At 54.0% G+C, this 22,580-nt stretch carries 19 protein-coding genes; 11 read left to right on the forward strand and 8 right to left on the reverse strand.

Annotation, left to right across the window (positions count from 1 at the left end):
* Window positions 1-101: 101 nt before the first annotated feature.
* The 6 genes from fkpB to ACQG22_RS03465 all read left to right on the forward strand — a co-directional run bounded on the left by fkpB (window position 102) and on the right by ACQG22_RS03465 (window position 7,749).
* The gene (fkpB, locus tag ACQG22_RS03440) at window positions 102-551 is read left to right on the forward strand and encodes an FKBP-type peptidyl-prolyl cis-trans isomerase (RefSeq protein WP_013095528.1); all 450 of its coding nucleotides are present in this window, start codon (window positions 102-104) and stop codon (window positions 549-551) included.
* A 1-nt stretch (window position 552) separates the two neighbouring features.
* Window positions 553-1,503, forward strand: a complete 951-nt coding sequence (ispH, locus tag ACQG22_RS03445) for a 4-hydroxy-3-methylbut-2-enyl diphosphate reductase (RefSeq protein WP_028015471.1) — start codon at window positions 553-555, stop codon at window positions 1,501-1,503.
* 205 nt (window positions 1,504-1,708) lie between these two features.
* Window positions 1,709-2,530 carry a 4-hydroxy-tetrahydrodipicolinate reductase gene (dapB, locus tag ACQG22_RS03450; RefSeq protein ID WP_013095530.1) on the forward strand — a complete coding sequence of 274 codons (822 nt, stop codon included), beginning with the start codon at window positions 1,709-1,711 and terminating at the stop codon, window positions 2,528-2,530.
* 454 nt (window positions 2,531-2,984) lie between these two features.
* Window positions 2,985-4,133, forward strand: a complete 1,149-nt coding sequence (gene carA, locus ACQG22_RS03455) for a glutamine-hydrolyzing carbamoyl-phosphate synthase small subunit (RefSeq protein ID WP_045292772.1) — start codon at window positions 2,985-2,987, stop codon at window positions 4,131-4,133.
* Between the two features lie 18 nt (window positions 4,134-4,151).
* Window positions 4,152-7,376, forward strand: coding sequence for a carbamoyl-phosphate synthase large subunit (gene carB, locus ACQG22_RS03460; protein ID WP_013095532.1), 3,225 nt, complete (start codon window positions 4,152-4,154; stop codon window positions 7,374-7,376).
* Between the two features lie 139 nt (window positions 7,377-7,515).
* Complete coding sequence (locus tag ACQG22_RS03465) at window positions 7,516-7,749, forward strand: YgdI/YgdR family lipoprotein (RefSeq protein ID WP_013095533.1); 234 nt, start codon at window positions 7,516-7,518, stop codon at window positions 7,747-7,749.
* Window positions 7,750-7,796: 47 nt separating this feature from the next.
* Here ACQG22_RS03465 and ACQG22_RS03470 read toward each other — a convergent pair whose 3' ends face one another.
* The gene (locus tag ACQG22_RS03470; protein WP_222169069.1) at window positions 7,797-10,340 is read right to left on the reverse strand and encodes an autotransporter outer membrane beta-barrel domain-containing protein; all 2,544 of its coding nucleotides are present in this window, start codon (window positions 10,338-10,340) and stop codon (window positions 7,797-7,799) included.
* On the opposite strand from ACQG22_RS03470, the gene ACQG22_RS03475 reads away from it, so the two are divergent.
* The 4 genes from ACQG22_RS03475 to folA all read left to right on the forward strand — a co-directional run bounded on the left by ACQG22_RS03475 (window position 10,231) and on the right by folA (window position 14,058).
* A complete protein-coding gene (locus ACQG22_RS03475) occupies window positions 10,231-10,722 on the forward strand; it encodes a hypothetical protein (protein ID WP_170942758.1) in 492 nt (163 codons plus the stop codon). The genes ACQG22_RS03470 and ACQG22_RS03475 overlap by 110 nt on opposite strands.
* A gap of 353 nt (window positions 10,723-11,075) precedes the next feature.
* Window positions 11,076-11,606: a glutathione-regulated potassium-efflux system oxidoreductase KefF gene (gene kefF / locus ACQG22_RS03480; RefSeq protein ID WP_023620041.1), complete on the forward strand. Its 531-nt coding sequence runs from the start codon at window positions 11,076-11,078 to the stop codon at window positions 11,604-11,606.
* Entirely contained in the window at window positions 11,599-13,464 is a 1,866-nt protein-coding gene (kefC, locus tag ACQG22_RS03485; RefSeq protein WP_013095537.1) for a glutathione-regulated potassium-efflux system protein KefC, read from the forward strand. The genes kefF and kefC overlap by 8 nt, the downstream gene beginning before the upstream one ends.
* A 114-nt stretch (window positions 13,465-13,578) precedes the next feature.
* On the forward strand, window positions 13,579-14,058 hold the full coding sequence (gene folA, locus ACQG22_RS03490; protein ID WP_008502023.1) for a type 3 dihydrofolate reductase: 480 nt from the start codon (window positions 13,579-13,581) through the stop codon (window positions 14,056-14,058).
* Between the two features lie 39 nt (window positions 14,059-14,097).
* Here folA and apaH read toward each other — a convergent pair whose 3' ends face one another.
* Genes apaH through lptD form a run of 6 tightly spaced genes read right to left on the reverse strand, consistent with a single transcriptional unit; the run spans window position 14,098 to window position 20,827 of the window.
* Window positions 14,098-14,946: a bis(5'-nucleosyl)-tetraphosphatase (symmetrical) ApaH gene (gene apaH / locus ACQG22_RS03495; RefSeq protein WP_020688477.1), complete on the reverse strand. Its 849-nt coding sequence runs from the start codon at window positions 14,944-14,946 to the stop codon at window positions 14,098-14,100.
* Between the two features lie 4 nt (window positions 14,947-14,950).
* On the reverse strand, window positions 14,951-15,328 hold the full coding sequence (gene apaG / locus ACQG22_RS03500; RefSeq protein ID WP_013095539.1) for a Co2+/Mg2+ efflux protein ApaG: 378 nt from the start codon (window positions 15,326-15,328) through the stop codon (window positions 14,951-14,953).
* A 3-nt stretch (window positions 15,329-15,331) separates the two neighbouring features.
* Entirely contained in the window at window positions 15,332-16,153 is an 822-nt protein-coding gene (gene rsmA / locus ACQG22_RS03505) for a 16S rRNA (adenine(1518)-N(6)/adenine(1519)-N(6))-dimethyltransferase RsmA (protein ID WP_013095540.1), read from the reverse strand.
* Window positions 16,150-17,136: a 4-hydroxythreonine-4-phosphate dehydrogenase PdxA gene (gene pdxA / locus ACQG22_RS03510; RefSeq protein ID WP_102751641.1), complete on the reverse strand. Its 987-nt coding sequence runs from the start codon at window positions 17,134-17,136 to the stop codon at window positions 16,150-16,152. Before pdxA ends, rsmA begins: the two co-directional genes overlap by 4 nt.
* A complete protein-coding gene (surA, locus tag ACQG22_RS03515; RefSeq protein WP_013095542.1) occupies window positions 17,136-18,422 on the reverse strand; it encodes a peptidylprolyl isomerase SurA in 1,287 nt (428 codons plus the stop codon). The genes pdxA and surA overlap by 1 nt, the downstream gene beginning before the upstream one ends.
* Before the next feature lie 53 nt (window positions 18,423-18,475).
* A complete protein-coding gene (lptD, locus tag ACQG22_RS03520; RefSeq protein WP_029882686.1) occupies window positions 18,476-20,827 on the reverse strand; it encodes an LPS assembly protein LptD in 2,352 nt (783 codons plus the stop codon).
* Between the two features lie 239 nt (window positions 20,828-21,066).
* Here lptD and djlA point away from each other — a divergent pair, with 239 nt between their 5' ends.
* Window positions 21,067-21,885, forward strand: coding sequence for a co-chaperone DjlA (gene djlA / locus ACQG22_RS03525; protein ID WP_013095544.1), 819 nt, complete (start codon window positions 21,067-21,069; stop codon window positions 21,883-21,885).
* Window positions 21,886-21,915: 30 nt separating this feature from the next.
* Here the strand turns inward: djlA and rluA are convergent, their stop codons facing one another.
* Window positions 21,916-22,575: a bifunctional tRNA pseudouridine(32) synthase/23S rRNA pseudouridine(746) synthase RluA gene (rluA, locus tag ACQG22_RS03530; RefSeq protein WP_020688480.1), complete on the reverse strand. Its 660-nt coding sequence runs from the start codon at window positions 22,573-22,575 to the stop codon at window positions 21,916-21,918.
* Window positions 22,576-22,580: the final 5 nt, after the last annotated feature.

The raw sequence follows: 22,580 nt of genomic DNA on the forward strand, positions 1-22,580 counted from the left end.
GCGCTGCGCTTACCCGGCCTACAGAATTTGTGGCCTCCCGTAGACCCGGTAAGCGCAGCGCCACCGGGCAACAGGTGACCCAAAACAAGCGAGCAATTTGCATGTCTAAATCCGTACAAAGCAATAGCGCGGTTCTCGTTCACTTCACGCTGAAACTGGATGACGGCTCGACGGCCGAATCCACCCGCAATAACGGCAAACCAGCCCTGTTTCGTCTTGGCGATACGTCGTTATCTGAAGGTCTGGAGCAGCAGCTTCTGGGTCTGAAAGAGGGGGAGAAGAAGGCGTTTTCGCTGGAGCCGGATGCGGCGTTTGGCGTGCCAAGCCCGGACCTTATCCAGTACTTCTCTCGTCGTGAGTTTATGGATGCGGGCGAACCGGAAATCGGGGCGATTATGCTCTTTACCGCTATGGATGGCAGCGAAATGCCTGGCGTGATCCGCGAAATCAACGGCGATTCCATCACCGTAGATTTCAACCATCCGCTTGCCGGGCGCACCGTCCATTTTGATATTGAAGTGCTGGAGATCGATCCGGTACTGGAGGCCTGAAATGCAGATCCTGTTGGCTAACCCGCGCGGCTTCTGCGCCGGTGTAGACCGCGCTATCAGCATTGTTGAAAACGCGCTGGAGATTTACGGCGCGCCGATTTACGTGCGTCACGAAGTTGTACATAACCGTTACGTGGTCGACAGTCTGCGTGAACGCGGTGCAATCTTCATTGAGCAGATCAGCGAAGTGCCGGACGGCGCGATCCTGATTTTCTCCGCACACGGTGTCTCCCAGGCGGTACGTAACGAAGCGAAAAGCCGTGATTTGACGGTGTTCGACGCCACCTGTCCGTTGGTAACCAAAGTGCATATGGAAGTGGCGCGCGCCAGCCGTCGCGGTGAAGAGTCGATCCTGATTGGTCATGCGGGTCATCCGGAAGTCGAAGGCACCATGGGCCAGTACAGCAACCCGGAAGGGGGGATGTATCTGGTGGAGTCGCCGGAAGATGTTCTGACGCTGAACGTAAAAAACGAAGCCCGTCTGTCGTTCATGACGCAGACCACGCTTTCAGTGGATGATACGTCGGATGTGATTGACGCATTGCGCCAGCGTTTTCCAAAAATCGTCGGGCCGCGTAAAGATGATATCTGCTACGCAACCACTAACCGCCAGGAAGCAGTGCGTGCGTTGGCTGAGCAGGCGGACGTGGTGCTGGTGGTCGGCTCGAAAAACTCCTCTAACTCCAACCGTCTGGCCGAACTGGCGCAGCGCATGGGCAAGGCGGCGTTTCTGATTGACGACGCGACGGACATTCAGGAAGCGTGGGTGAAAAACGCGGCCTGTGTCGGTGTCACCGCAGGGGCTTCCGCACCGGATATCCTGGTGCAGAACGTGATCGCCCGTCTGCAGGAACTGGGTGGTGGTGAAGCCGTTCCGCTGGAAGGCCGCGAAGAGAACATCGTCTTCGAAGTCCCGAAAGAGCTGCGTATTGATGCACGCGAAGTGGAATAATCCTTCTTCTGATGAAAGGCCAGCACCTCCTGTGCTGGCCTTTTTTTTATCTGCTACTTTATCGTGACGACAAAATCATGTCTTTTACTGATATTTGAGTCCGTTTCACGTTAAATTCTAATTATCGGTGTTTTCAGTTGGCAGCCCTGACAAAGGCTGGTTAATCTGAAAACGGTTTACATCATTTTAACGTAAGAGAATAACTATGCATGATGCACAGATCCGTGTCGCTATTGCGGGCGCGGGTGGACGTATGGGTCGCCAGCTCATTCAGGCGGCACTTCAGATGGATGGCGTAGCGCTGGGCGCAGCACTGGAACGTGAAGGTTCATCGCTTCTTGGGGCCGATGCCGGTGAACTGGCAGGCGCGGGCAAGACGGGCGTTACCGTTCAAAGCAGCCTTGATGCGGTGAAAGATGATTTTGATGTGTTTATCGATTTCACCCGGCCAGAAGGCACACTGACCCATCTGGCATTTTGCCGTCAGCACGGCAAAGGCATGGTGATTGGCACCACCGGGTTTGATGAAGCCGGTAAACAAGCCATTCAGGATGCGTCACATGAGATTGCTATTGTCTTCGCTGCTAACTTTAGCGTGGGCGTCAACGTTATGCTTAAGCTGCTGGAGAAGGCCGCAAAAGTGATGGGCGATTATACCGACATTGAGATTGTCGAAGCTCACCACCGTTACAAGGTCGATGCTCCCTCCGGCACGGCGCTGGCAATGGGCGAAGCGATTGCGCATGCACTGGATAAAGATTTAAAAGACTGCGCGGTATATACCCGCGAAGGCCATACGGGCGAACGTGTCCCGGGAACGATTGGTTTCGCAACCGTGCGTGCGGGTGACATCGTCGGGGAACATACTGCGATGTTCGCCGATATTGGAGAACGTGTAGAGATCACGCATAAAGCATCCAGCCGCATGACATTTGCCAATGGTGCCGTTCGCTCCGCTTTGTGGTTAAAAGGCAAAGAAAATGGTCTTTTTGATATGCGTGATGTGCTCGATCTCAACAATTTGTAAGAGATATTACCCATCGTGATGTGGTTATTGCAGTCGTAACTTTTTGATTGCATAGGGCAATAATTTATTGCCCTTTTATTTTATCCATTCCATGTTTAGTTTTATCTTTTTTGACTAAAAGTAGATGTTATCCATTCATTTTGTGTTGCTGACATGTAAATTTTGACCGTTTGGTCCACTTTTTATTATCTGAGTACCAGAAATTCCAATAAACTTGCCACGCAAGCGTTTTCTGTCGTGATTTACCTGATCTTTTTGCCGCTTAACATCTTTTCAGGCCGCCAGGCTTGCAAAAGGATAATTAAAATATCCGTTTTGAGTTGACTTTTACCTGGCAAATCTCCAGAATGCCGCCGTTTGCCAAAAATCCGCTGGCAACACATTTGCATTGATTTATGACATGGTTGTGAATTAATATGCAAATAAAGTGAGTGAATATTCTCTGGAGGGTGTTTTGATTAAGTCAGCGCTATTGGTTCTGGAAGACGGAACCCAGTTTATCGGTCGGGCCATAGGGGCAACGGGTTCGGCGGTTGGGGAAGTCGTTTTCAATACTTCAATGACCGGTTATCAAGAAATCCTCACTGATCCTTCCTATTCTCGCCAAATCGTTACTCTTACTTATCCTCATATCGGCAATGTCGGCACCAATGCTGCTGACGAAGAATCTTCTCAGGTACATGCGCAAGGCCTGGTCATTCGCGACCTGCCGCTGATTGCCAGCAACTTCCGCAATACCGAAGACCTCTCTTCCTACCTGAAGCGCCATAACATTGTGGCGATTGCCGATATCGATACCCGTAAGTTAACGCGTCTGCTGCGCGAGAAGGGTGCACAGAACGGCTGCATCATCGCAGGGGACAACCTCGATGCGGCGCTGGCGCTGGAAAAAGCGAAAGCCTTCCCGGGCCTGAATGGCATGGACCTGGCGAAAGAAGTGACGACCACTGAAGCATACAGCTGGACGCAAGGTAGCTGGACGCTTTCAGATGACCTGCCGGAAGCGAAAAAAGAGAGCGAGCTGCCGTTCCACGTGGTCGCCTACGATTTCGGCGCCAAGCGCAATATCCTGCGCATGCTGGTTGATCGCGGCTGCCGTCTGACGGTGGTGCCGGCGAAAACCTCTGCCGAAGACGTACTGAAGTTGAACCCGGATGGCATCTTCCTCTCTAACGGTCCTGGCGACCCGGCACCGTGCGATTACGCTATCGATGCCATCAAGTCCTTCCTCGAAACCGATATTCCGGTATTCGGCATCTGCCTCGGCCATCAGCTGCTGGCGCTGGCGAGCGGGGCGAACACCATTAAGATGAAGTTCGGTCACCACGGTGGTAACCACCCGGTGAAAGACATCGACAACAACACGGTGATGATTACGGCACAGAACCACGGCTTCGCAGTAGACGAAGCGTCAATGCCGGCTAATCTGCGCGTGACGCACAAATCCCTGTTCGATGGCACCCTGCAGGGGATCCATCGTACCGATAAGCCAGCGTTCAGCTTCCAGGGACACCCGGAAGCCAGCCCGGGGCCGCACGATGCCGCACCGCTGTTCGATCACTTCATCGAACTTATCGAGCAATACCGTAAGACCGCTAAATAATCAGGAGCCGAGAAGACCATGCCAAAACGTACAGACATAAAAAGCATCCTGATCCTTGGCGCTGGCCCGATTGTTATCGGTCAGGCCTGTGAATTTGACTACTCCGGTGCACAGGCATGTAAAGCCCTGCGCGAAGAGGGTTACCGCGTTATCCTGGTAAACTCTAACCCGGCGACCATCATGACCGACCCGGAAATGGCGGATGCAACCTACATCGAGCCGATTCACTGGGAAGTGGTACGTAAAATCATCGAGAAAGAGCGTCCGGATGCAGTTCTGCCGACCATGGGTGGCCAGACTGCGCTGAACTGCGCGCTGGAGCTGGAGCGTCAGGGCGTGCTGGAAGAGTTCGGCGTGACCATGATTGGTGCGACCGCCGACGCGATTGATAAAGCAGAAGACCGTCGTCGCTTCGACGTGGCGATGAAAAAAATCGGCCTCGACACCGCACGTTCCGGTATCGCTCACAACATGGAAGAGGCACTGGCCGTAGCGGCTGAAGTGGGTTATCCGTGCATCATCCGTCCTTCCTTCACCATGGGCGGCACCGGCGGCGGTATCGCCTACAACCGCGAAGAGTTTGAAGAGATTTGCGAGCGCGGCCTGGATCTCTCCCCAACCAAAGAGCTGCTGATTGATGAATCGCTGATTGGCTGGAAAGAGTACGAGATGGAAGTGGTGCGTGATAAAAACGACAACTGCATCATCGTCTGCTCCATCGAAAACTTCGATGCGATGGGTATCCACACCGGCGACTCCATTACCGTTGCGCCAGCGCAAACGCTGACCGACAAAGAGTACCAAATCATGCGTAACGCCTCGATGGCGGTACTGCGTGAAATCGGCGTCGAAACCGGTGGTTCTAACGTGCAGTTCTCGGTGAACCCGAAAACCGGCCGTCTGATTGTTATCGAAATGAACCCGCGCGTGTCCCGCTCCTCCGCGCTGGCCTCTAAAGCGACCGGCTTCCCGATTGCGAAGGTGGCGGCGAAACTGGCGGTCGGTTACACCCTTGACGAGCTGATGAACGACATCACCGGGGGCCGCACGCCTGCGTCCTTCGAACCGTCTATCGACTACGTTGTGACCAAAATTCCACGCTTCAACTTCGAGAAATTCGCTGGCGCGAACGACCGTCTGACCACCCAGATGAAATCTGTGGGTGAAGTGATGGCGATTGGCCGCACGCAGCAGGAATCCCTGCAGAAAGCGCTGCGCGGCCTCGAAGTGGGCGCGACCGGCTTCGATCCGAAAGTGAGCCTGGACGACCCGGAAGCACTGACCAAAATCCGCCGCGAGCTGAAAGACGCGGGCGCAGAGCGTATCTGGTATATCGCCGACGCCTTCCGCGCAGGCTTGTCCGTGGACGGCGTGTTCAACCTGACCAACATCGACCGCTGGTTCCTGGTGCAAATTGAAGAGCTGGTGCGTCTGGAAGAGAAAGTGGCGGAGCTGGGCATCAATGGCCTGGATGCTGACTTCCTGCGCATGCTGAAACGCAAAGGCTTTGCCGACGCGCGTCTGGCAAAACTGGCCGGCGTGCGTGAAGCGGAAATCCGCAAGCTGCGCGACCAGTATGACCTGCACCCGGTCTACAAGCGTGTTGATACCTGTGCGGCAGAGTTCGCGACCGATACGGCTTACATGTACTCCACGTATGAAGACGAGTGTGAAGCGAATCCGTCCGTTGACCGCGACAAAATCATGGTACTGGGCGGTGGCCCAAACCGTATCGGCCAGGGCATCGAGTTTGACTACTGCTGCGTACACGCCTCTCTGGCGCTGCGCGAAGACGGTTACGAGACCATCATGGTCAACTGTAACCCGGAAACGGTCTCTACCGACTATGACACCTCTGACCGTCTCTACTTCGAACCGGTAACTCTGGAAGACGTGCTGGAAATCGTGCGCATCGAAAAGCCAAAAGGCGTGATCGTGCAGTACGGCGGCCAGACTCCGCTGAAACTGGCGCGCGCGCTGGAAGCCGCAGGTGTGCCGGTTATCGGTACCAGCCCGGATGCCATTGACCGTGCAGAAGACCGCGAGCGTTTCCAGCAGGCGGTTGACCGTCTGAAGCTGAAACAGCCGGCAAACGCCACCGTGACTGCGATTGAACAAGCGGTTGAGAAGGCGAAAGAGATTGGCTACCCGCTGGTGGTGCGTCCTTCTTACGTGCTGGGCGGCCGCGCGATGGAAATCGTCTACGACGAAGCTGACCTGCGTCGTTACTTCCAGACGGCAGTCAGCGTGTCCAACGATGCGCCGGTGCTGCTGGATCGCTTCCTCGACGATGCGGTTGAAGTGGATGTGGATGCTATCTGCGACGGTGAAATGGTGCTGATTGGTGGCATCATGGAGCACATCGAGCAGGCGGGCGTGCACTCAGGCGACTCCGCCTGTTCTCTGCCAGCGTACACCCTGAGCCAGGAAATTCAGGACGTGATGCGTCAGCAGGTGCAGAAACTGGCCTTCGAACTGCAGGTTCGCGGCCTGATGAACGTCCAGTTCGCCGTGAAAGACAACGAAGTCTACCTGATTGAAGTGAACCCGCGTGCGGCACGTACCGTACCGTTCGTCTCTAAAGCGACCGGTATTCCGCTGGCAAAAGTGGCGGCGCGCGTGATGGCCGGCCAGACGCTGGCACAGCAGGGCGTCACAAAAGAGATTATCCCGCCGTACTACTCGGTGAAAGAGGTGGTGCTGCCGTTCAACAAATTCCCGGGCGTTGACCCGCTGTTAGGGCCAGAGATGCGCTCTACCGGGGAAGTGATGGGCGTGGGCCGCACCTTTGCAGAAGCGTTTGCTAAAGCGCAACTGGGCAGCAACTCCACCATGAAGAAATCTGGCCGTGCGCTGCTATCTGTTCGCGAAGGCGATAAAGAGCGCGTGGTTGACCTGGCTGCCAAGCTGCTGAAACAGGGCTTCGAGCTGGATGCAACCCACGGTACGGCGATTGTGCTGGGTGAAGCGGGAATCAACCCGCGTCTGGTGAACAAAGTGCATGAAGGTCGTCCGCACATTCAGGATCGCATCAAGAATGGCGAATACACCTACATCATCAACACCACTGCGGGCCGCCAGGCGATTGAAGACTCCAAGCTGATTCGCCGCAGCGCGCTGCAGTACAAAGTGCATTACGACACCACCCTGAACGGCGGTTTCGCAACAGCCATGGCGCTGAACGCGGATGCCACCGAGAAGGTGATTTCGGTCCAGGAAATGCACGCCCAGATTAACAAGTAAGACAAATTGCCCGGTACCGTTCGGTTACCGGGCATTCTTCCCCTCTTCAGAACCTTCTGGTTTTCCATCCGCATTCAGTCAGTTAGCCTAAAATGGTTAGGTCGATAATGAAATTCAACTGAGAGCAGGGGAAAACACCATGCAAAATAAACTACTGATCGCTTCCGTTCTGGCTGCCACTGCAATGTTCACCGTAGCTGGGTGTTCATCTAATCAGGCGGTAAAAACCACCGATGGCCGCACCATCATTACGGACGGCAAACCGCAGGTGGATGACGATACTGGTCTGGTGTCGTATAAAAACGCGGAAACGGGTCAAACCGAGCAGATTAACCGTGACCAGGTTAAATCCATGGGTGAACTGGATAATTAAAAAAAGCAGTGGCATCCGCCACTGCTTTTTTGCTTGATGCGGATGGATTACCAGCGGTGGTTTAACAAAATATGTCCGCCGTAAGCGGCATAGTTGTTTTCACCCCATTCGCCGCTGGCGCGAAGCGAAATTGTCGTGGTCTCGTTAAGATTGCCGGTAATACCCAGCTCTACCTGACCACGATCCTCCGGCGTATCATTACTTACGGTTTCGTCGTTGAAGGCCAGATCGTTTTGACCTGCACCCTTCAGCCAGTTCACCGCAACGTATGGCTGCCAGGCCGTGACGTCCTTTTGCTGGAAATAGCTGGATTTCACACCCAGACGACCGAAGACGCTGTCGTTATCCAGAGTCGTCACCCGGACGCCATCGCGGTCCGTATGATTTTCCTGATCAAGATAGCTGTAGATCACCTGCGCCTGAGGCTCGATCTTCCAGGTACGCTCGTTTTCAGATGGGATAACCCACGCATGGCCGACTTCAACAGACGCGGCAAAACCTTCGCTGTTGTAATCCTCATCGTTGCGGTTGCTGGTCACTTTGTTGTTGTACCAGCTGTAGGCGGCCCAGGTATCAATGTAGCTGCCCAGGCGTAATTTCTGATCTTCCTGCCAGGTGGCGTAGAGCCCAACGTTGAAGCCATCGACTTTACCCTGTGCGTCACGCACGTTGTGTTTCGCATCTGAGTGGGTCTTCGCCTGGCCTGCACCAAACATGCCACCGGCACGCAGGATACCGCTGTCCATTGGCTTGCTGAGGAAATCGCTGCCGACTTGCAGAACGGTGGTCGTGGTGTCGTAGCTGACTTTATCGCCGCCTGCATCATTTTCATGGTAACGACCTTTAACATACATCCAGGTATTCAGATCGTCTTCGTTACGGAAAGTGAGCTGATCGCGATCGTCACGTTTGTGCAGGAACATACTCTGAGCCGCCAGATAGTTGCCTAAATACGCGCCCACTTCAGGTGCCATCACTTCTGGTGCTGGGGTATTGCCGCCGCCGTTATCGGTATTATTACCACCGTCGCCGTTATCAGTGCCGCCGCTGTTGCCGCCATCGTCGGTATTGCTGCCATTGTCACTGTTACCGCCATTATCAGTGTTACCGCCATCGTCGGTATTGCCACCGTTGTCGGTATTATCACCGTCATCGGTATCATCTGTTGGATCGACAGGTGGCGTGGCCTTCGATTCCAGGTACCAGTTCCCGTCACTATGCTGGTAAAGAGAATATTCGTATGCGCCTGCCACAACCGGTTTGGCCAGCGTCAGCTGTGCTTCAGAGCTGCCGGCGACGCTGACAATCTCCATGCCGTTCACGGTCTGTGCGCCAAGTCCACCCATGTTGCTGACGGTCACACCGGACTGGCCAAAACTGCTGCCGGTTATTGTGAGATGATCGGTAGGTGCCGTGTCAGTACCCAGCTCGCTGTTTAACACAATCTGGCTACCTTCTGCGCCGGTATAGTCACCATTAATGGTAAAGTCATTACCCACGCTGTGGTCGGCAGCACTGAGCAAAAGCGTGCCGCTGTTGGTCACGTTGCCGTTAATGGTATCAATGCCGGCGTTTCTGAGGGTTGCATTACCCTCAATTGCATTCCACGCTGCCAGCGTACCGCCGCTGAGAATAGTGATGTTGTTGTAGACGGTTCCTGCGGTGGCAAACTTTGCCCCGTTCTGCACGGTGAGAGTGGCATTGCTGTTTTCAACACCTAACGTTGCGCCTGCCGCTACCAGCGTTGTGCCGTTTCGCAGGGTCGTATCGCCGGTATAGCTGTTGTTGCCGGTCAGCGTCAGCGTATTCGCATCAACTTTCTCTACGTTTCCGCTGCCGGTCATGTCGGTAGAAAACGTGAAATTGCCTCCCTGGTTAAAAATAACCGTACCATTGTTGGTTAGGCCACCGCTGAGACTTGCCATACCTTCGCCATTGCCCAGCTGGAGCGTGGCTTCATTCGCCACCAGCGTATTGCCAGCATTGGAAACGGTACCCGCCAGGGTCAGGTTGCCGCTATTCACCTGCAGTGAATCACCGGCACCAATGATGTCGACGTTACCCGTCAGCGCCCAGTCTTCACCGTTCATTTTGACAGAGGCGAAACCATCGCCTTCGTTCAGCCCGATAAAATTGCTGTCTTCTGTACCGGTGCCTACCAGGGTCAGGGTGTTACCGGTTGAAAGCGTGGAAATGACATCGCCAGACAGGTTTGAACCTGTGTTGAGGGTGAGGGTATTATTTTTGTTACTGGCGAACATTATAGCTGTCTTGCCACCACCAATTGAGCCATTGTTAATGATGTCAGCCTTCGCGGTATCCGTTACGTTGATACCATTCTGATCACCCTGAATGGTGCCGGTATTGATGATTTTGGTTCCACCACCGCTGAGTTTGATACCATCTTCGCTTGTGCCGATAATCGAGCCATTATTATCAATCACAATTCCGGCGTCAGTAGCCAGACCTGTATTGCCTTTAATGATGCCTGTTTCCGTATTTGATATGCTAATTGCAGAGGAATCTTCATTAACAAAAATACCCTTTTCAAAGCCGGTTATGTTTCCTTTGTTGGTTAAACTACCCTGCATCGTGACTATGTTTACAGCGTTCTTTGTTGCGGAGGAAATGGTAGCGCCAGCATTATTATTAATATCGAGTGGCTGCGCGCTAGTGTTTATATCAAGTCCATTCGAAGTGCCGGAAATATTCCCATTGTTTGTTATTGAACTGACTTTAAATCCTGAGGCGGAAACAGCGGCTAAATCGCCAGACGATGACACAGTAATATCTTTATTGATGACGTATTCGGTATCGGCGGAGAAGTCTTGCGGGGCAGAGGTTGACTGGTCGATGGTGCCTGCAGAACTGATTATTGGTGTAAAAACAAGCAGGGCGGGAAATAATCTCCCCAGTAACTGGGTGGTCCTGTTTAATTCCAGACGTTTTACTTTCATATTCACATCCATTTAAAAGGAAATTCGAAGTGAAGAAAAATATTCTCTTTCAGGTTTTAAAGAAAAGCGTTGAGAGGAGTGGGTTGAAATTATTATGTTTTCAATGTGTTATGTATACTTCGATTTATTAAAATGCAAATTTAATAAATCTAAATATGACACGGTTATAAATAATGCAGTGTCAATTATTTGTGAGAGGAATATATTTTCAGGTGTTCAAATAAGTACTGGAAAACCCCTGCGAACTGGCACTCAAGAGTAGCAATACTTGCGTTTTGCTCCCGACGCGTCACTGAACACTTTCAGCGGGCGGGTTAACTGTCTACACTCACATCTACAAGAGAGAAGACAGTCAAAACAGGCCGATTCATGATTCTGATAATTTATGCGCATCCCTATCCGCATCACTCCCATGCGAATAAGCGCATGCTTGAACAGGTAAGGACACTCGACAACGTAGAGATACGTTCCCTCTATCAACTTTATCCTGATTTTAACATCGACATCGCCGCCGAACAGGAGGCGCTCACTCGCGCCGATCTGATCATCTGGCAACACCCGATGCAGTGGTACAGCACACCTCCGCTCCTCAAGTTGTGGATCGACAAAGTCTTTTCCCACGGCTGGGCGTATGGTCACAACGGGCATGCGCTAAAGGGAAAAAGCCTGATGTGGGCTGTGACCACCGGCGGTGGAGAAAGCCACTTCGATATTGGCTCTTTCCCGGGTTTTGAGGTGCTGGCACAACCGCTTCAGGCGACAGCACTCTACTGTGGCCTTACCTGGCTTCCTCCTTTTGCTATGCACTGCACATTTGTTTGTGACGATGAGACGTTGCAGGCGCAGGCTCGTCATTATAAACAACGCTTACTTGAGTGGCAGGAGACGCACAATGGATAGCCATACGCTGATACAGGCGCTGATTTACCTTGGCGCGGCGGCGCTGATTGTGCCCGTAGCGGTTCGCCTGGGGCTGGGCTCCGTGCTGGGCTATCTAATCGCCGGGTGTGTTATCGGACCCTGGGGATTTCGCCTGGTCACCGACGCGGAGGCGATCCTGCATTTCGCCGAAATTGGTGTCGTACTGATGCTGTTTGTCATTGGTCTGGAACTTGACCCGCAGCGTTTGTGGAAGCTGCGCGCCTCAGTGTTTGGCGGCGGGGCGCTACAAATGGCGGCCTGTGGTCTGCTGTTGGGCGGCTTCTGTATTCTGCTGGGAATGGACTGGAAAGTGGCAGAGCTTATTGGCATGACGCTGGCACTCTCTTCGACGGCGATTGCCATGCAGGCAATGAACGAGCGAAACCTGACCGTTTCACAGATGGGACGCAGTGCGTTTTCGGTGCTGCTGTTTCAGGATATCGCGGCCATTCCGCTGGTGGCGATGATCCCGCTGCTGGCCGCAAGTGGGGCCTCCACCACGCTCGGCGCTTTTGCCCTCTCTGCGTTGAAAGTGGTCGGTGCGCTGGCACTGGTTGTCCTGCTTGGCCGGTATGTAACACGTCCGCTGCTTCGATTTGTCGCCCGCTCGGGGTTGCGGGAAGTGTTCAGTGCCGTGGCGCTGTTCCTGGTGTTTGGTTTTGGTCTGCTGCTGGAGGAAGCCGGGCTGTCGATGGCGATGGGAGCCTTCCTCGCGGGCGTTCTGCTGGCCAGCTCAGAGTATCGACACGCGCTTGAAAGTGATATCGAGCCATTTAAAGGACTGCTACTGGGGCTGTTTTTCATCGGGGTCGGGATGTCTATCGACTTTGGCACGCTGGTCACGCATCCACTGCGGATCCTCATCCTGCTGGTCGGTTTCCTGGTCATCAAAATGGTGATGCTTTGGCTGATCGCCCGTCCGCTGAACGTGCCTGGCAGACAGCGTCTTTGGTTCGCCGTGCTACTCGGACAGGGAAGCGAATTCGCGTTTGTGGTCTTCGGCGCGGCGCAAATGGCCAATGTGCTCGATCCCGAGTGGGCGAAAGCGCTGACGCTGGCGGTCGCGCTGTCGATGGCGGCGACGCCGATCCTGCTGGTGCTGCTGACGCGTCTGGAAAAAACAGGCAGCGAACAGGAACGTGAGGCCGATGAGATCGATGAGGAACAGCCGCGGGTCATCATTGCCGGATTCGGTCGCTTTGGGCAGATCACCGGTCGTTTACTGCTCTCAAGCGGGGTAAAAATGGTCATCCTCGATCACGATCCGGACCATGTGGATACCCTGCGTAAGTTCGATATGAAAGTCTTCTACGGCGATGCAACGCGTGTCGATCTGCTGGAATCAGCCGGGGCAGCGAAAGCGGAAGTCCTCATCAACGCGATTGACGATCCCCAGACCAGTATGCAGCTGGTTGAGCTGGTGAAGGAGCATTTCCCGAACCTGACCATTATCTCCCGTGCGCGCGATGTGGATCACTATATCCAGCTGCGACAGGCGGGGGTGGACGCACCCGAGCGTGAAACCTTCGAAGGGGCGCTTAAGTCTGGCCGCATGGCGCTGGAAAGTCTGGGCCTGGGCGCGTATGAAGCGCGCGAGCGTGCGGACCTGTTCCGTCGCTTCAATACCGATATGGTGGAAGAGATGGTGGCGATGGCGGGCAGTACGGCCACAGAGCGTGCGGCGGTGTTTAAACGCACCAGTGCGATGCTGACAGAGATCATTAACGAGGATCGTAATCATCTGTCGCTGGTGCAGCGTCATGGCTGGCAGGGAACGGAGGAGGGCAAGCATACCGGCGATCCGGCGGACGAACCGGAGAGTAAACCTTCCGCGTGAAGTGGAGTTGCCAGCAATATTAAAAAATTTCTCTCTCTTTACCATGCCGCCAGTCGACGAAAGATTAAGCTTTCCGTATAGTGGCGGCAATTTTTTGCATCCGGGAAATTTTCAATGATCAGTCTGATTGCAGCGCTGGCGGTGGACCGTGTTATCGGTATGGAAAATGCCATGCCGTGGAACCTGCCTGCCGATCTCGCATGGTTTAAACGTACGACGTTAAACAAGCCGGTAGTGATGGGCCGCCTGACCTGGGAGTCGATTGGTCGTCCATTGCCGGGCCGTAAGAACATCGTGATCAGTAGCCAGCCAGGCACTGACGATCGCGTCGAATGGGTGAAATCCGTGGACGAGGCGATTGCCGCCTGCGGTAACGCCGAAGAGATCATGGTGATTGGTGGTGGGCGTGTGTATGAGCAATTCCTGCCAAAAGCGCAAAAGCTCTATCTGACGCATATTGATGCGGAAGTGGAAGGCGATACCCATTTCCCGGACTACGATCCGGACGAGTGGGAATCGGTATTCAGCGAATTTCACGACGCGGATGCGCAGAACTCACACAGCTACTGCTTCGAGATTCTGGAACGTCGCTAGTTGATAGACCCTCTCCCGGCCGGGAGAGGGAATTCACTCTCAGGAGGCGACTGCCTCGCCTTCCCCCAGGTCCAGCTGTCGGTTGGACGGCTGCACGAAGTATGTTTTATCTTCCCAGCGTAAGCAGGTTAAATCCCCGCCCCAGCAACAACCGGTATCAAGACCGTAGATCCCGTCTGGCGTGCCTTTCCCTTCTAGCGCGGCCCAGTGGCCAAACACCACGCTGTACTCACTGGTGACCGGTCCGGGAATCGCAAACCACGGTTTAAGTGGTGCAGGTGCGCTTTCCGGCGTCTCTTTTGAGTACATATCCAGCTGCCCGTTCGGGAAGCAGAAACGCATCCGTGTGAACGCGTTCGTGATAAAACGCAGACGCGCCAGACCGCTCAGATCTTCACTCCAGTGATTTGGCATGTCGCCGTACATGGCATCAAGGAAGAAGGGATAGGAATCGCTCGCCAGCACGGCTTCTACGTCACGCGCGCAGGTTTTGGCCGTCTCAAGATCCCACTGTGGGGTGATCCCGGCGTGTGCCATGACCAGTTTTTTCTCTTCATCGATCTGCAACAGGGGCTGACGACGCAGCCAGTTGATCAGTTCGTCGGCGTCTGGCGCCTCCAGCAGCGGGGTGAGGCGATCTTTCGGCTTATTTCGGCTGATGCCGGCAAAGACGGCGAGCAGATGCAAATCATGGTTGCCCAGCACCATGCGAACGCTGTCGCCCAGCGATTTTACGAAGCGTAAAACCTCCAGGGAGCCTGGCCCACGCGCCACTAAATCGCCCGTCAGCCAGAGAATATCCCGTCCTGGCGTAAAGTCGACCTGTTTTAATAATGCGATCAGTTCATCGTAGCAACCGTGAACGTCGCCAATCAGATATGTAGACATTAGATTAATGAATGAGTGTTGTAACGGCGAGACGGAACACAGGAATAGCAACGCGGAACACATTGCCATCGACGTCGACCATTTCATAATGGCCTTGCATGGTACCCAGCGGCGTTTCGATCACTGCACCGCTGGTGTACTGATACTCTTCGCCAGGGGCGATGTGGGGCTGTTCACCAACCACACCTTCACCCTGAACTTCGATTTCACGGCCATTGCCGTTAGTGATAAGCCAGTAACGCCCGAGCAGTTGCACAGGCATCCGCCCCAGGTTGCGAATGGTCACGGTGTAGGCGAAAACAAAACGTTCTTCATCGGGTGAGGACTGCGACTCAACGTAAACGCTTTGTACCTGGACACAGACGCGGGGCGAATCAATCATGGCTTAACTCTCCTTCGGCGGCGCATTTTCGCTAATGTAATTAGCCAGTTTACAGTACTGCTCAACAGAGATGTTTTCTGCTCGCATTGCCGGGTCAATGCCCAGCTCGGCCAGCACGTCAACGGTGAACAGATTGCCGAGGCTATTACGGATCGTTTTACGGCGCTGGTTAAAGGCTTCTGTGGTGATGCGGCTCAGTACGCGCAGGTCTTTGACCGGGTATGGCATCGTTTTATGCGGCACAAGGCGCACAACCGCAGAGTCGACTTTTGGCGGCGGCGTGAAGGCAGACGGCGGCACTTCGAGTACCGGGATCACATTGCAGAAATATTGTGCCATCACGCTTAAACGACCATACGCTTTACTATTCGGCCCTGCAACCAGACGGTTTACCACCTCTTTTTGCAACATGAAGTGCATGTCGGCAATGGCATCAGTATAGCTAAAGAGATGGAACATCAGCGGCGTGGAGATGTTATAGGGCAGGTTACCGAATACGCGCAGCGGCTGACCCATTTTTTCCGACAGCTCGCCAAAATTCATGGTCATGGCATCTTGCTGATAAATCGTCAGCTTCGGCCCAAGGAACGGGTGCGTTTGCAGACGAGCAGCGAGATCGCGGTCGAGTTCGATAACGGTCAGTTCGTCCAGACGTTCGCCGACGGGTTCAGTCAGTGCTGCCAGACCGGGGCCGATTTCAACCATCGCCTGGCCTTTTTGCGGATTAATGGCCGAAACAATACTGTCGATCACGAACTGATCGTTGAGGAAGTTTTGCCCGAAGCGTTTACGGGCTAAGTGGCCCTGATGGACTCGATTAGTCATTGAGTATTAACAATCATTTTGATGGCGAGATTAAGCGCCGTAATAAAACTGCCGACATCCGCTTTTCCCTGGCCTGCCAGATCCAGCGCAGTACCGTGGTCAACGGACGTTCGAATAAAAGGTAAACCGAGGGTGATATTCACACCGCGGCCAAAGCCCTGGTATTTTAGCACGGGCAGGCCCTGATCGTGGTACATCGCGAGCACGGCATCGGCATTATCCAGGTATTTGGGCTGGAAAAGGGTATCGGCAGGCAATGGCCCGCTCAGGTTCATCCCTTTCGCCCGCATTTCATTCAGCACCGGAATGATGGTGTCGATCTCTTCAGTCCCCATATGCCCGCCTTCCCCGGCGTGTGGGTTCAGGCCACAGACCAGAACGTGCGGCTGTTTAATGCCGAATTTGGTCTGCAGATCGTGATGCAGTATCCCGATGATCTCCCGCAGCAGTTCAGGGGTGATGGCGTCAGGAATGGCCTTAATCGGCAGATGGGTTGTTACCAGAGCCACCCGCATCGCTTCCGTCGCCAGCATCATCACCACTTTCGGGCTGTGCGATCGCTCTTCAAAAAACTCGGTATGTCCGGTGAACGGAATACCGGCTTCGTTAATCACCCCTTTGTGGACAGGGCCTGTAATCAGGGCAGCAAATTCTCCCTGTATGCAACCATCGCAGGCGCGCGCCAGGGTTTCGACAACATAGTGGCCGTTTTCAGTGCTGAGCTGACCCGGAATAACAGGAGTACGAAGAGGGACGGGAAGAAGCGTGAGCGTTCCGGCTTGCTGCGGTGCAGGCTGCTGGCCTTCAACGTAGGGGATAAGCGTTAAAGGCAGACCGAGCAGTGAAGCCCGGTCTTGTAACAGTGTTGCATCAGCACAGACGACCAGTTCCACCGGCCAGCTACGTTGGGCAAGCTGGACCACGAGGTCAGGCCCAATCCCGGCGGGTTCGCCGGGGGTGATCACAACACGATGCTGTTTCATTAGTTGCTCAGAACTTTCACGTAAGCGCTGGCGCGTTGTTCCTGCATCCAGGTTGCCGCTTCTTCAGAGAACTTACGGTTGAACAGCATACGATAGGCTCTGTCTTTCTGCGCTGCGTCGGTTTTATCAACGTTGCGGGTATCCAGCAGTTCGATCAGATGCCAGCCAAAGGAGGAGTGTACCGGCGCACTCATCTGGCCTTTGTTCAGCTTCATCAGCGCATCGCGGAATGCCGGATCGTAGATATCCGCAGCCGCCCAGCCCAGGTCGCCGCCCTGGTTAGCAGAGCCAGGATCCTGAGAGAACTCTTTTGCGGCATTCGCAAACGACGTTTTTCCGCTCTTAATGTCCGCAGCAATCTGTTGCAGCTTCGCACGCGCCTGATCGTCCGTCATGATCGGTGACGGTTTCAGCAGAATGTGGCGAGCATGAACTTCGGTGACGGAGATGTTCTGGCTCTGACCACGCAGGTCGTTGACTTTCAGGATGTGGAAGCCAACACCTGAACGGATTGGACCCACGATGTCGCCTTTCTTCGCCGTGCTCAGCGCCTGGGCAAAGATGGATGGCAGTTCCTGAATACGTCCCCAGCCCATCTGGCCACCTTTCAGCGCCTGTTGGTCGGCAGAGTAGGTAATGGCCAGCTTGCCAAAGTCACTGCCGTTACGTGCCTGCTCAACGATAGCGCGCGCCTGGCTTTCCGCTTCAGCGGCCTGGTCAGACGTTGGGTTCTCTGGCAGCGGGATCAGAATATGGCTCAGGTTCAGCTCGGTGCTGGCATCGTTCTGGTTGCCCACCTGTTTTGCCAGCGCGTCGACTTCCTGCGGCAGGATGGTGACGCGGCGACGAACTTCATTGTTACGCACTTCTGAGATCAGCATCTCTTTACGGATCTGATTACGGTAGGTTGAATAGCTGATGCCATCATAGGCCAGACGACTACGCATCTGATCCAGGGTCATATTGTTCTGCTTAGCGATGTTAGCGATCGCCTGATCAAGCTGCTCGTCAGTGATCTTCACGCCCATTTTCTGACCCATTTGCAGGACAATCTGATCCATGATCAGACGTTCCAGGATCTGATGGCGCAGCGTTGCGTCATCCGGAAGTTGCTGACCCGCCTGGCCCGAATTGAGCTTCACAGATTTCATCAAACCGTCAACGTCACTTTCGAGCACGACACCGTTGTTAACCACAGCGGCGACCTTATCAACAACCTGGGGGGCCGCGAAGCTGGTATTCGCAACCATAGCGACACCGAGCAGCAGCGTTTTCCAGTTCTTCATACTTTTTCCATTTCAATTAACCGCAAAGCGGATTACGTTGCAAAACAAGCACATTACAAGGAACTGCGGTACGGCAGAATGTTCGAGCGCAGCATCTGCTGCGTGCCCAGGCCGTAGTTGGAGCTCAGGCCGCGCAATTCGACATTAAAGCCAATCACGTTATCGTATTTGCTCTGATTGTTTTGAGTATCCCAGCCGTTAAGCTTGCGTTCGTAGCCGACACGCAGCGCGTAACAGCAGGAGTTATATTGCAGACCAACCATCTGGTCAGCAGGCTTGTTGGCGTTAGTGTCAAAGTAGTATGCGCCCACAATTGACCAGCGGTCAGCGATTGGCCAACTGGCTGCACCACCCACCTGCGAAATCCCGTCTTTATACTGTTCACTGGTGGCATAGTTCGGCAATGTTGCCTGAATATATTCCGGGCTGGCGTAACGATAGGTCAACTGCACCATACGATCTTCATCGCGACGGTACTCGACGGCTGCACTGCTGGTCGCAATATTGTCGAGACGCGTGTCGTACTGCAGACCCCCGCGTAAGCCCCAGCGATCGGTCATGCGCCAGTAGGTATCGCCCGCCCACACCAGCGAACCTGTTTTGTTGTCTTTCTCCCAGTTGATATTGTCATCACCGGTACGAGACTCGGTGAAATAGTAGATTTGACCAACAGAAACGTTAAAACGTTCAACGGCAGATTCATCATAAACGCGCGTTGTGACGCCGGTCGTTAACTGGTTCGCGGAAGCAATACGGTCGAGACCGCCGTAGGTACGGTCACGGAACAGGCCGCTGTAGTCAGACTGCAGGAAAGCGGAATCATAGTTTTGGATTTTGCTCTGATCGCGATAAGGCACGTACAAATACTGCATACGTGGCTCAAGCGTCTGCGTATACCCATCCGCCAGCAGACCCATATCGCGCTCGAAGATCAGCTTACCGTCCATTTTAAATTGCGGAAGAACGCGGTTCACGGATTCGTCAAGGTCTGTGCCATAGCGGTTGTTATACCAGTCCACATTTTTCTGCTGATAATGGGTCGCCATCAGCTTGGCTTCGGTATTCAGACTCGACCAGTTGTTCGACAGCGGTAAATTGATCGTTGGTTCTAAATGAACACGCGTGGCTTCCGGCATGTCCGAGTTGGTATTGACGAAATGCACTGCCTGAGCGTAGACGCGGGTATCGAATGGACCAACATCGTTCTGATACCAGTTCACATCCAGCTGCGGTTCTGCACCGTAAGTGCTTCGCGTCTGGCTATCAAACACCTGGAACTGCTTCGTCGACACCGTAGCGTTGAAGTTCTGAATAGCATAGCCAACGCTAAATTTCTGCGTGGCGTAACCATCGGTACTGGAACCGTACTTGGAATCGAAGTCGTTGAAATAGTAAGGATCGCTGACTTTGGTGTAGTCGACGTTAAAACGCCAGACCTGGTCCATGACGCCAGCGTGACGCCAGAAGTACATCCAACGGTGTTTATCACCTTCTGTTGGGTGCTCATCCTGGAAGACCTTATCTGATGGCAGATAATCCAGTTCCATCAAACCGGTACCCGCCTGGGTCAGATAGCGGAACTCGTTTTCCCACATGACGTTGCCGCGCTTATGGATATAGTGCGGCGTGATCGTGGCGTCCATGTTGGGCGCGATGTTCCAGTAATACGGCAGATAGAACTCAAAATAGTTCGAGGTGCTGTATTTGGCATTTGGGATCAGGAAGCCTGAACGACGTTTGTCGCCCACGGGAAGTTGCAGGTACGGGCTATAGAAAACCGGCACCGGGCCGAGTTTAAACCGGGCGTTCCAGATTTCTGCGACCTGTTCTTCACGGTCGTGAATTACCTCACTTCCAACCACGCTCCAGGTATTCGAACCCGGCAGACAGGAGGTGAAGGAACCGTTTTCCAGAATCGTATAGCGGTTTTCACCGCGCTGTTTCATCAGATCTGCTTTACCACGCCCCTGACGACCCACCATCTGGTAATCACCTTCCCAGACGTTAGTATCTTTAGTGTTCAGGTTTGACCATGCTTTCGGACCTTTCAGGATGACCTGATTGTCGTCATAGTGCACATTACCCAGCGCATCCACCGTTCGTACCGGTTCGGCCGCACCTTCCGGCTGCTTCTGGTGCAACTGCACTTCATCTGCCTGCAGGCGGCTATTGCCCTGATTAATATCCACACTGCCCGTAAACGTGGCATTGTCAGGATAGGTTCCTTTAGAACTGTCGGCAGTAATGGTTACCGGCAAGCTATTTGTATCGCCACTCACCAGTGGGCGATTATAACTTGGGACGCCAAGCATACACTGCGAGGCAAGATCGGCCGCCAGCCCCTGTTGACTGTACAGGGCGGTGCCAATCATTGTGGCCAGGAGGGTGGGGATACGTTTTTTCATACGTTATATTTTAGTGTTCCGTCATCAGTGGCTACGGCTTACAAACGCTCAGAGACTATCTTACTCATCAGCGCAGTACCAGCGTTAATCCTGCCCGTTTGCGTGCCAGAGTGTTAGGCTCGCTATCGAATGACGAGTATGATAATGCAAATTATAGGCGATGTCCCTCAATTGACCGTGGCTCGACCACTGTAATGATGGCGTTGCGTCGACAAGGGACATGACTATCCGGGGAGTATATGCAGTATTGGGGTAAAATCATCGGCGTTGCGTTCGCCATCATCATGGGTGCCGGGTTTTGGGGCATCGTACTTGGCCTGATTATTGGCCATATGTTCGATAAGGCACGCAGCCGCAAAATGGCGTGGTTCGCCAACCAGCGCGAGCGTCAGTCCCTCTTTTTCTCCACCACCTTTGAGGTGATGGGGCACTTAACCAAATCAAAAGGGCGGGTAACGGAAGCCGATATCCAGATTGCCAGCGTATTTATGGACCGCATGAATCTGCACGGGGAATCTCGTGTGGCGGCGCAAAATGCGTTTCGCATCGGTAAATCGGATAACTATCCGCTGCGCGAAAAAATGCGTCAGTTCCGCAGTATCTGTTTCGGCCGTTTTGATTTAATTCGGATGTTTCTGGAGATCCAGATTCAGGCGGCGTTTGCCGACGGGTCTCTTCATCCGAATGAACGCGATGTGTTATACGTGATTGCCGAAGAGCTGGGGATCTCCCGCATGCAGTTCGACCAGTTCCTGCGCATGATGCAGGGCGGCGCACACTTTGGTGGCGGCTATCAACAGCATCAATCCTCTGGCGGCGGCTGGCAGCAGGCGCAGCGTGGCCCGACGCTGGAAGATGCCTGTAACGTGCTTGGCGTGAAACCTTCTGATGATGCAACAACCATCAAGCGCGCCTATCGTAAGCTGATGAGTGAACATCACCCGGATAAACTGGTCGCGAAGGGCTTACCACCAGAGATGATGGAGATGGCGAAGCAAAAAGCGCAGGAAATCCAGAAAGCGTACGAGCTGATAAAAGAGCAGAAAAATTTCAAATAAAAAATGGCCCGACACAGTCGGGCCATTTTTTTAGAAGTCCACCGGGGCTTTAAACGTCATTGCGTTGCCAAACGCCGGGTGGGTGATGGTGAGCGTCTGGGCATGAAGCTGCAAACGCGGCGCTGAAGCCAGCGCCTCCGGGGGGGCGTAAAAACGGTCTCCCAGAATCGGGTGCCCCAGCGCGAGCATATGCACACGCAGCTGATGTGAACGCCCGGTAATGGGCTTCAGCAGCACGCGCGCGGTGTTATCCGGCGCGTACTCCAGCACTTCATACTCGGTTTGCGCGGCCTTGCCCGTCTCATAGCATACCTTCTGCTTTGGTCGATTTGGCCAGTCGCAAATCAGCGGCAGATCCACTAGCCCTTCCGCCTGCGCGGGATGGCCCCAGACGCGTGCGACATATTGCTTTTTCGGCTCACGCTCGCGGAACTGGCGTTTGAGTTCACGTTCAGCGGCTTTGTTCAGCGCCACCACAATCACGCCGCTGGTTGCCATGTCCAGGCGATGAACGGACTCCGCCTGGGGATAATCACGCTGAATACGTGTCATCACGCTGTCTTTGTGCTCATCCAGACGCCCCGGCACGGACAACAGGCCGCTTGGCTTGTTGACCACCATAATGTGCTCATCCTGATAAAGGATAACCAGCCACGGGTCTTGCGGCGGATTGTAAGGCTCCATCACCATCTTGT

It is taken from the genome of Enterobacter cloacae complex sp. 309I3, from assembly GCF_050031595.1.
In the GTDB taxonomy this organism is placed as follows: Bacteria; Pseudomonadota; Gammaproteobacteria; order Enterobacterales; family Enterobacteriaceae; genus Enterobacter; species Enterobacter cloacae.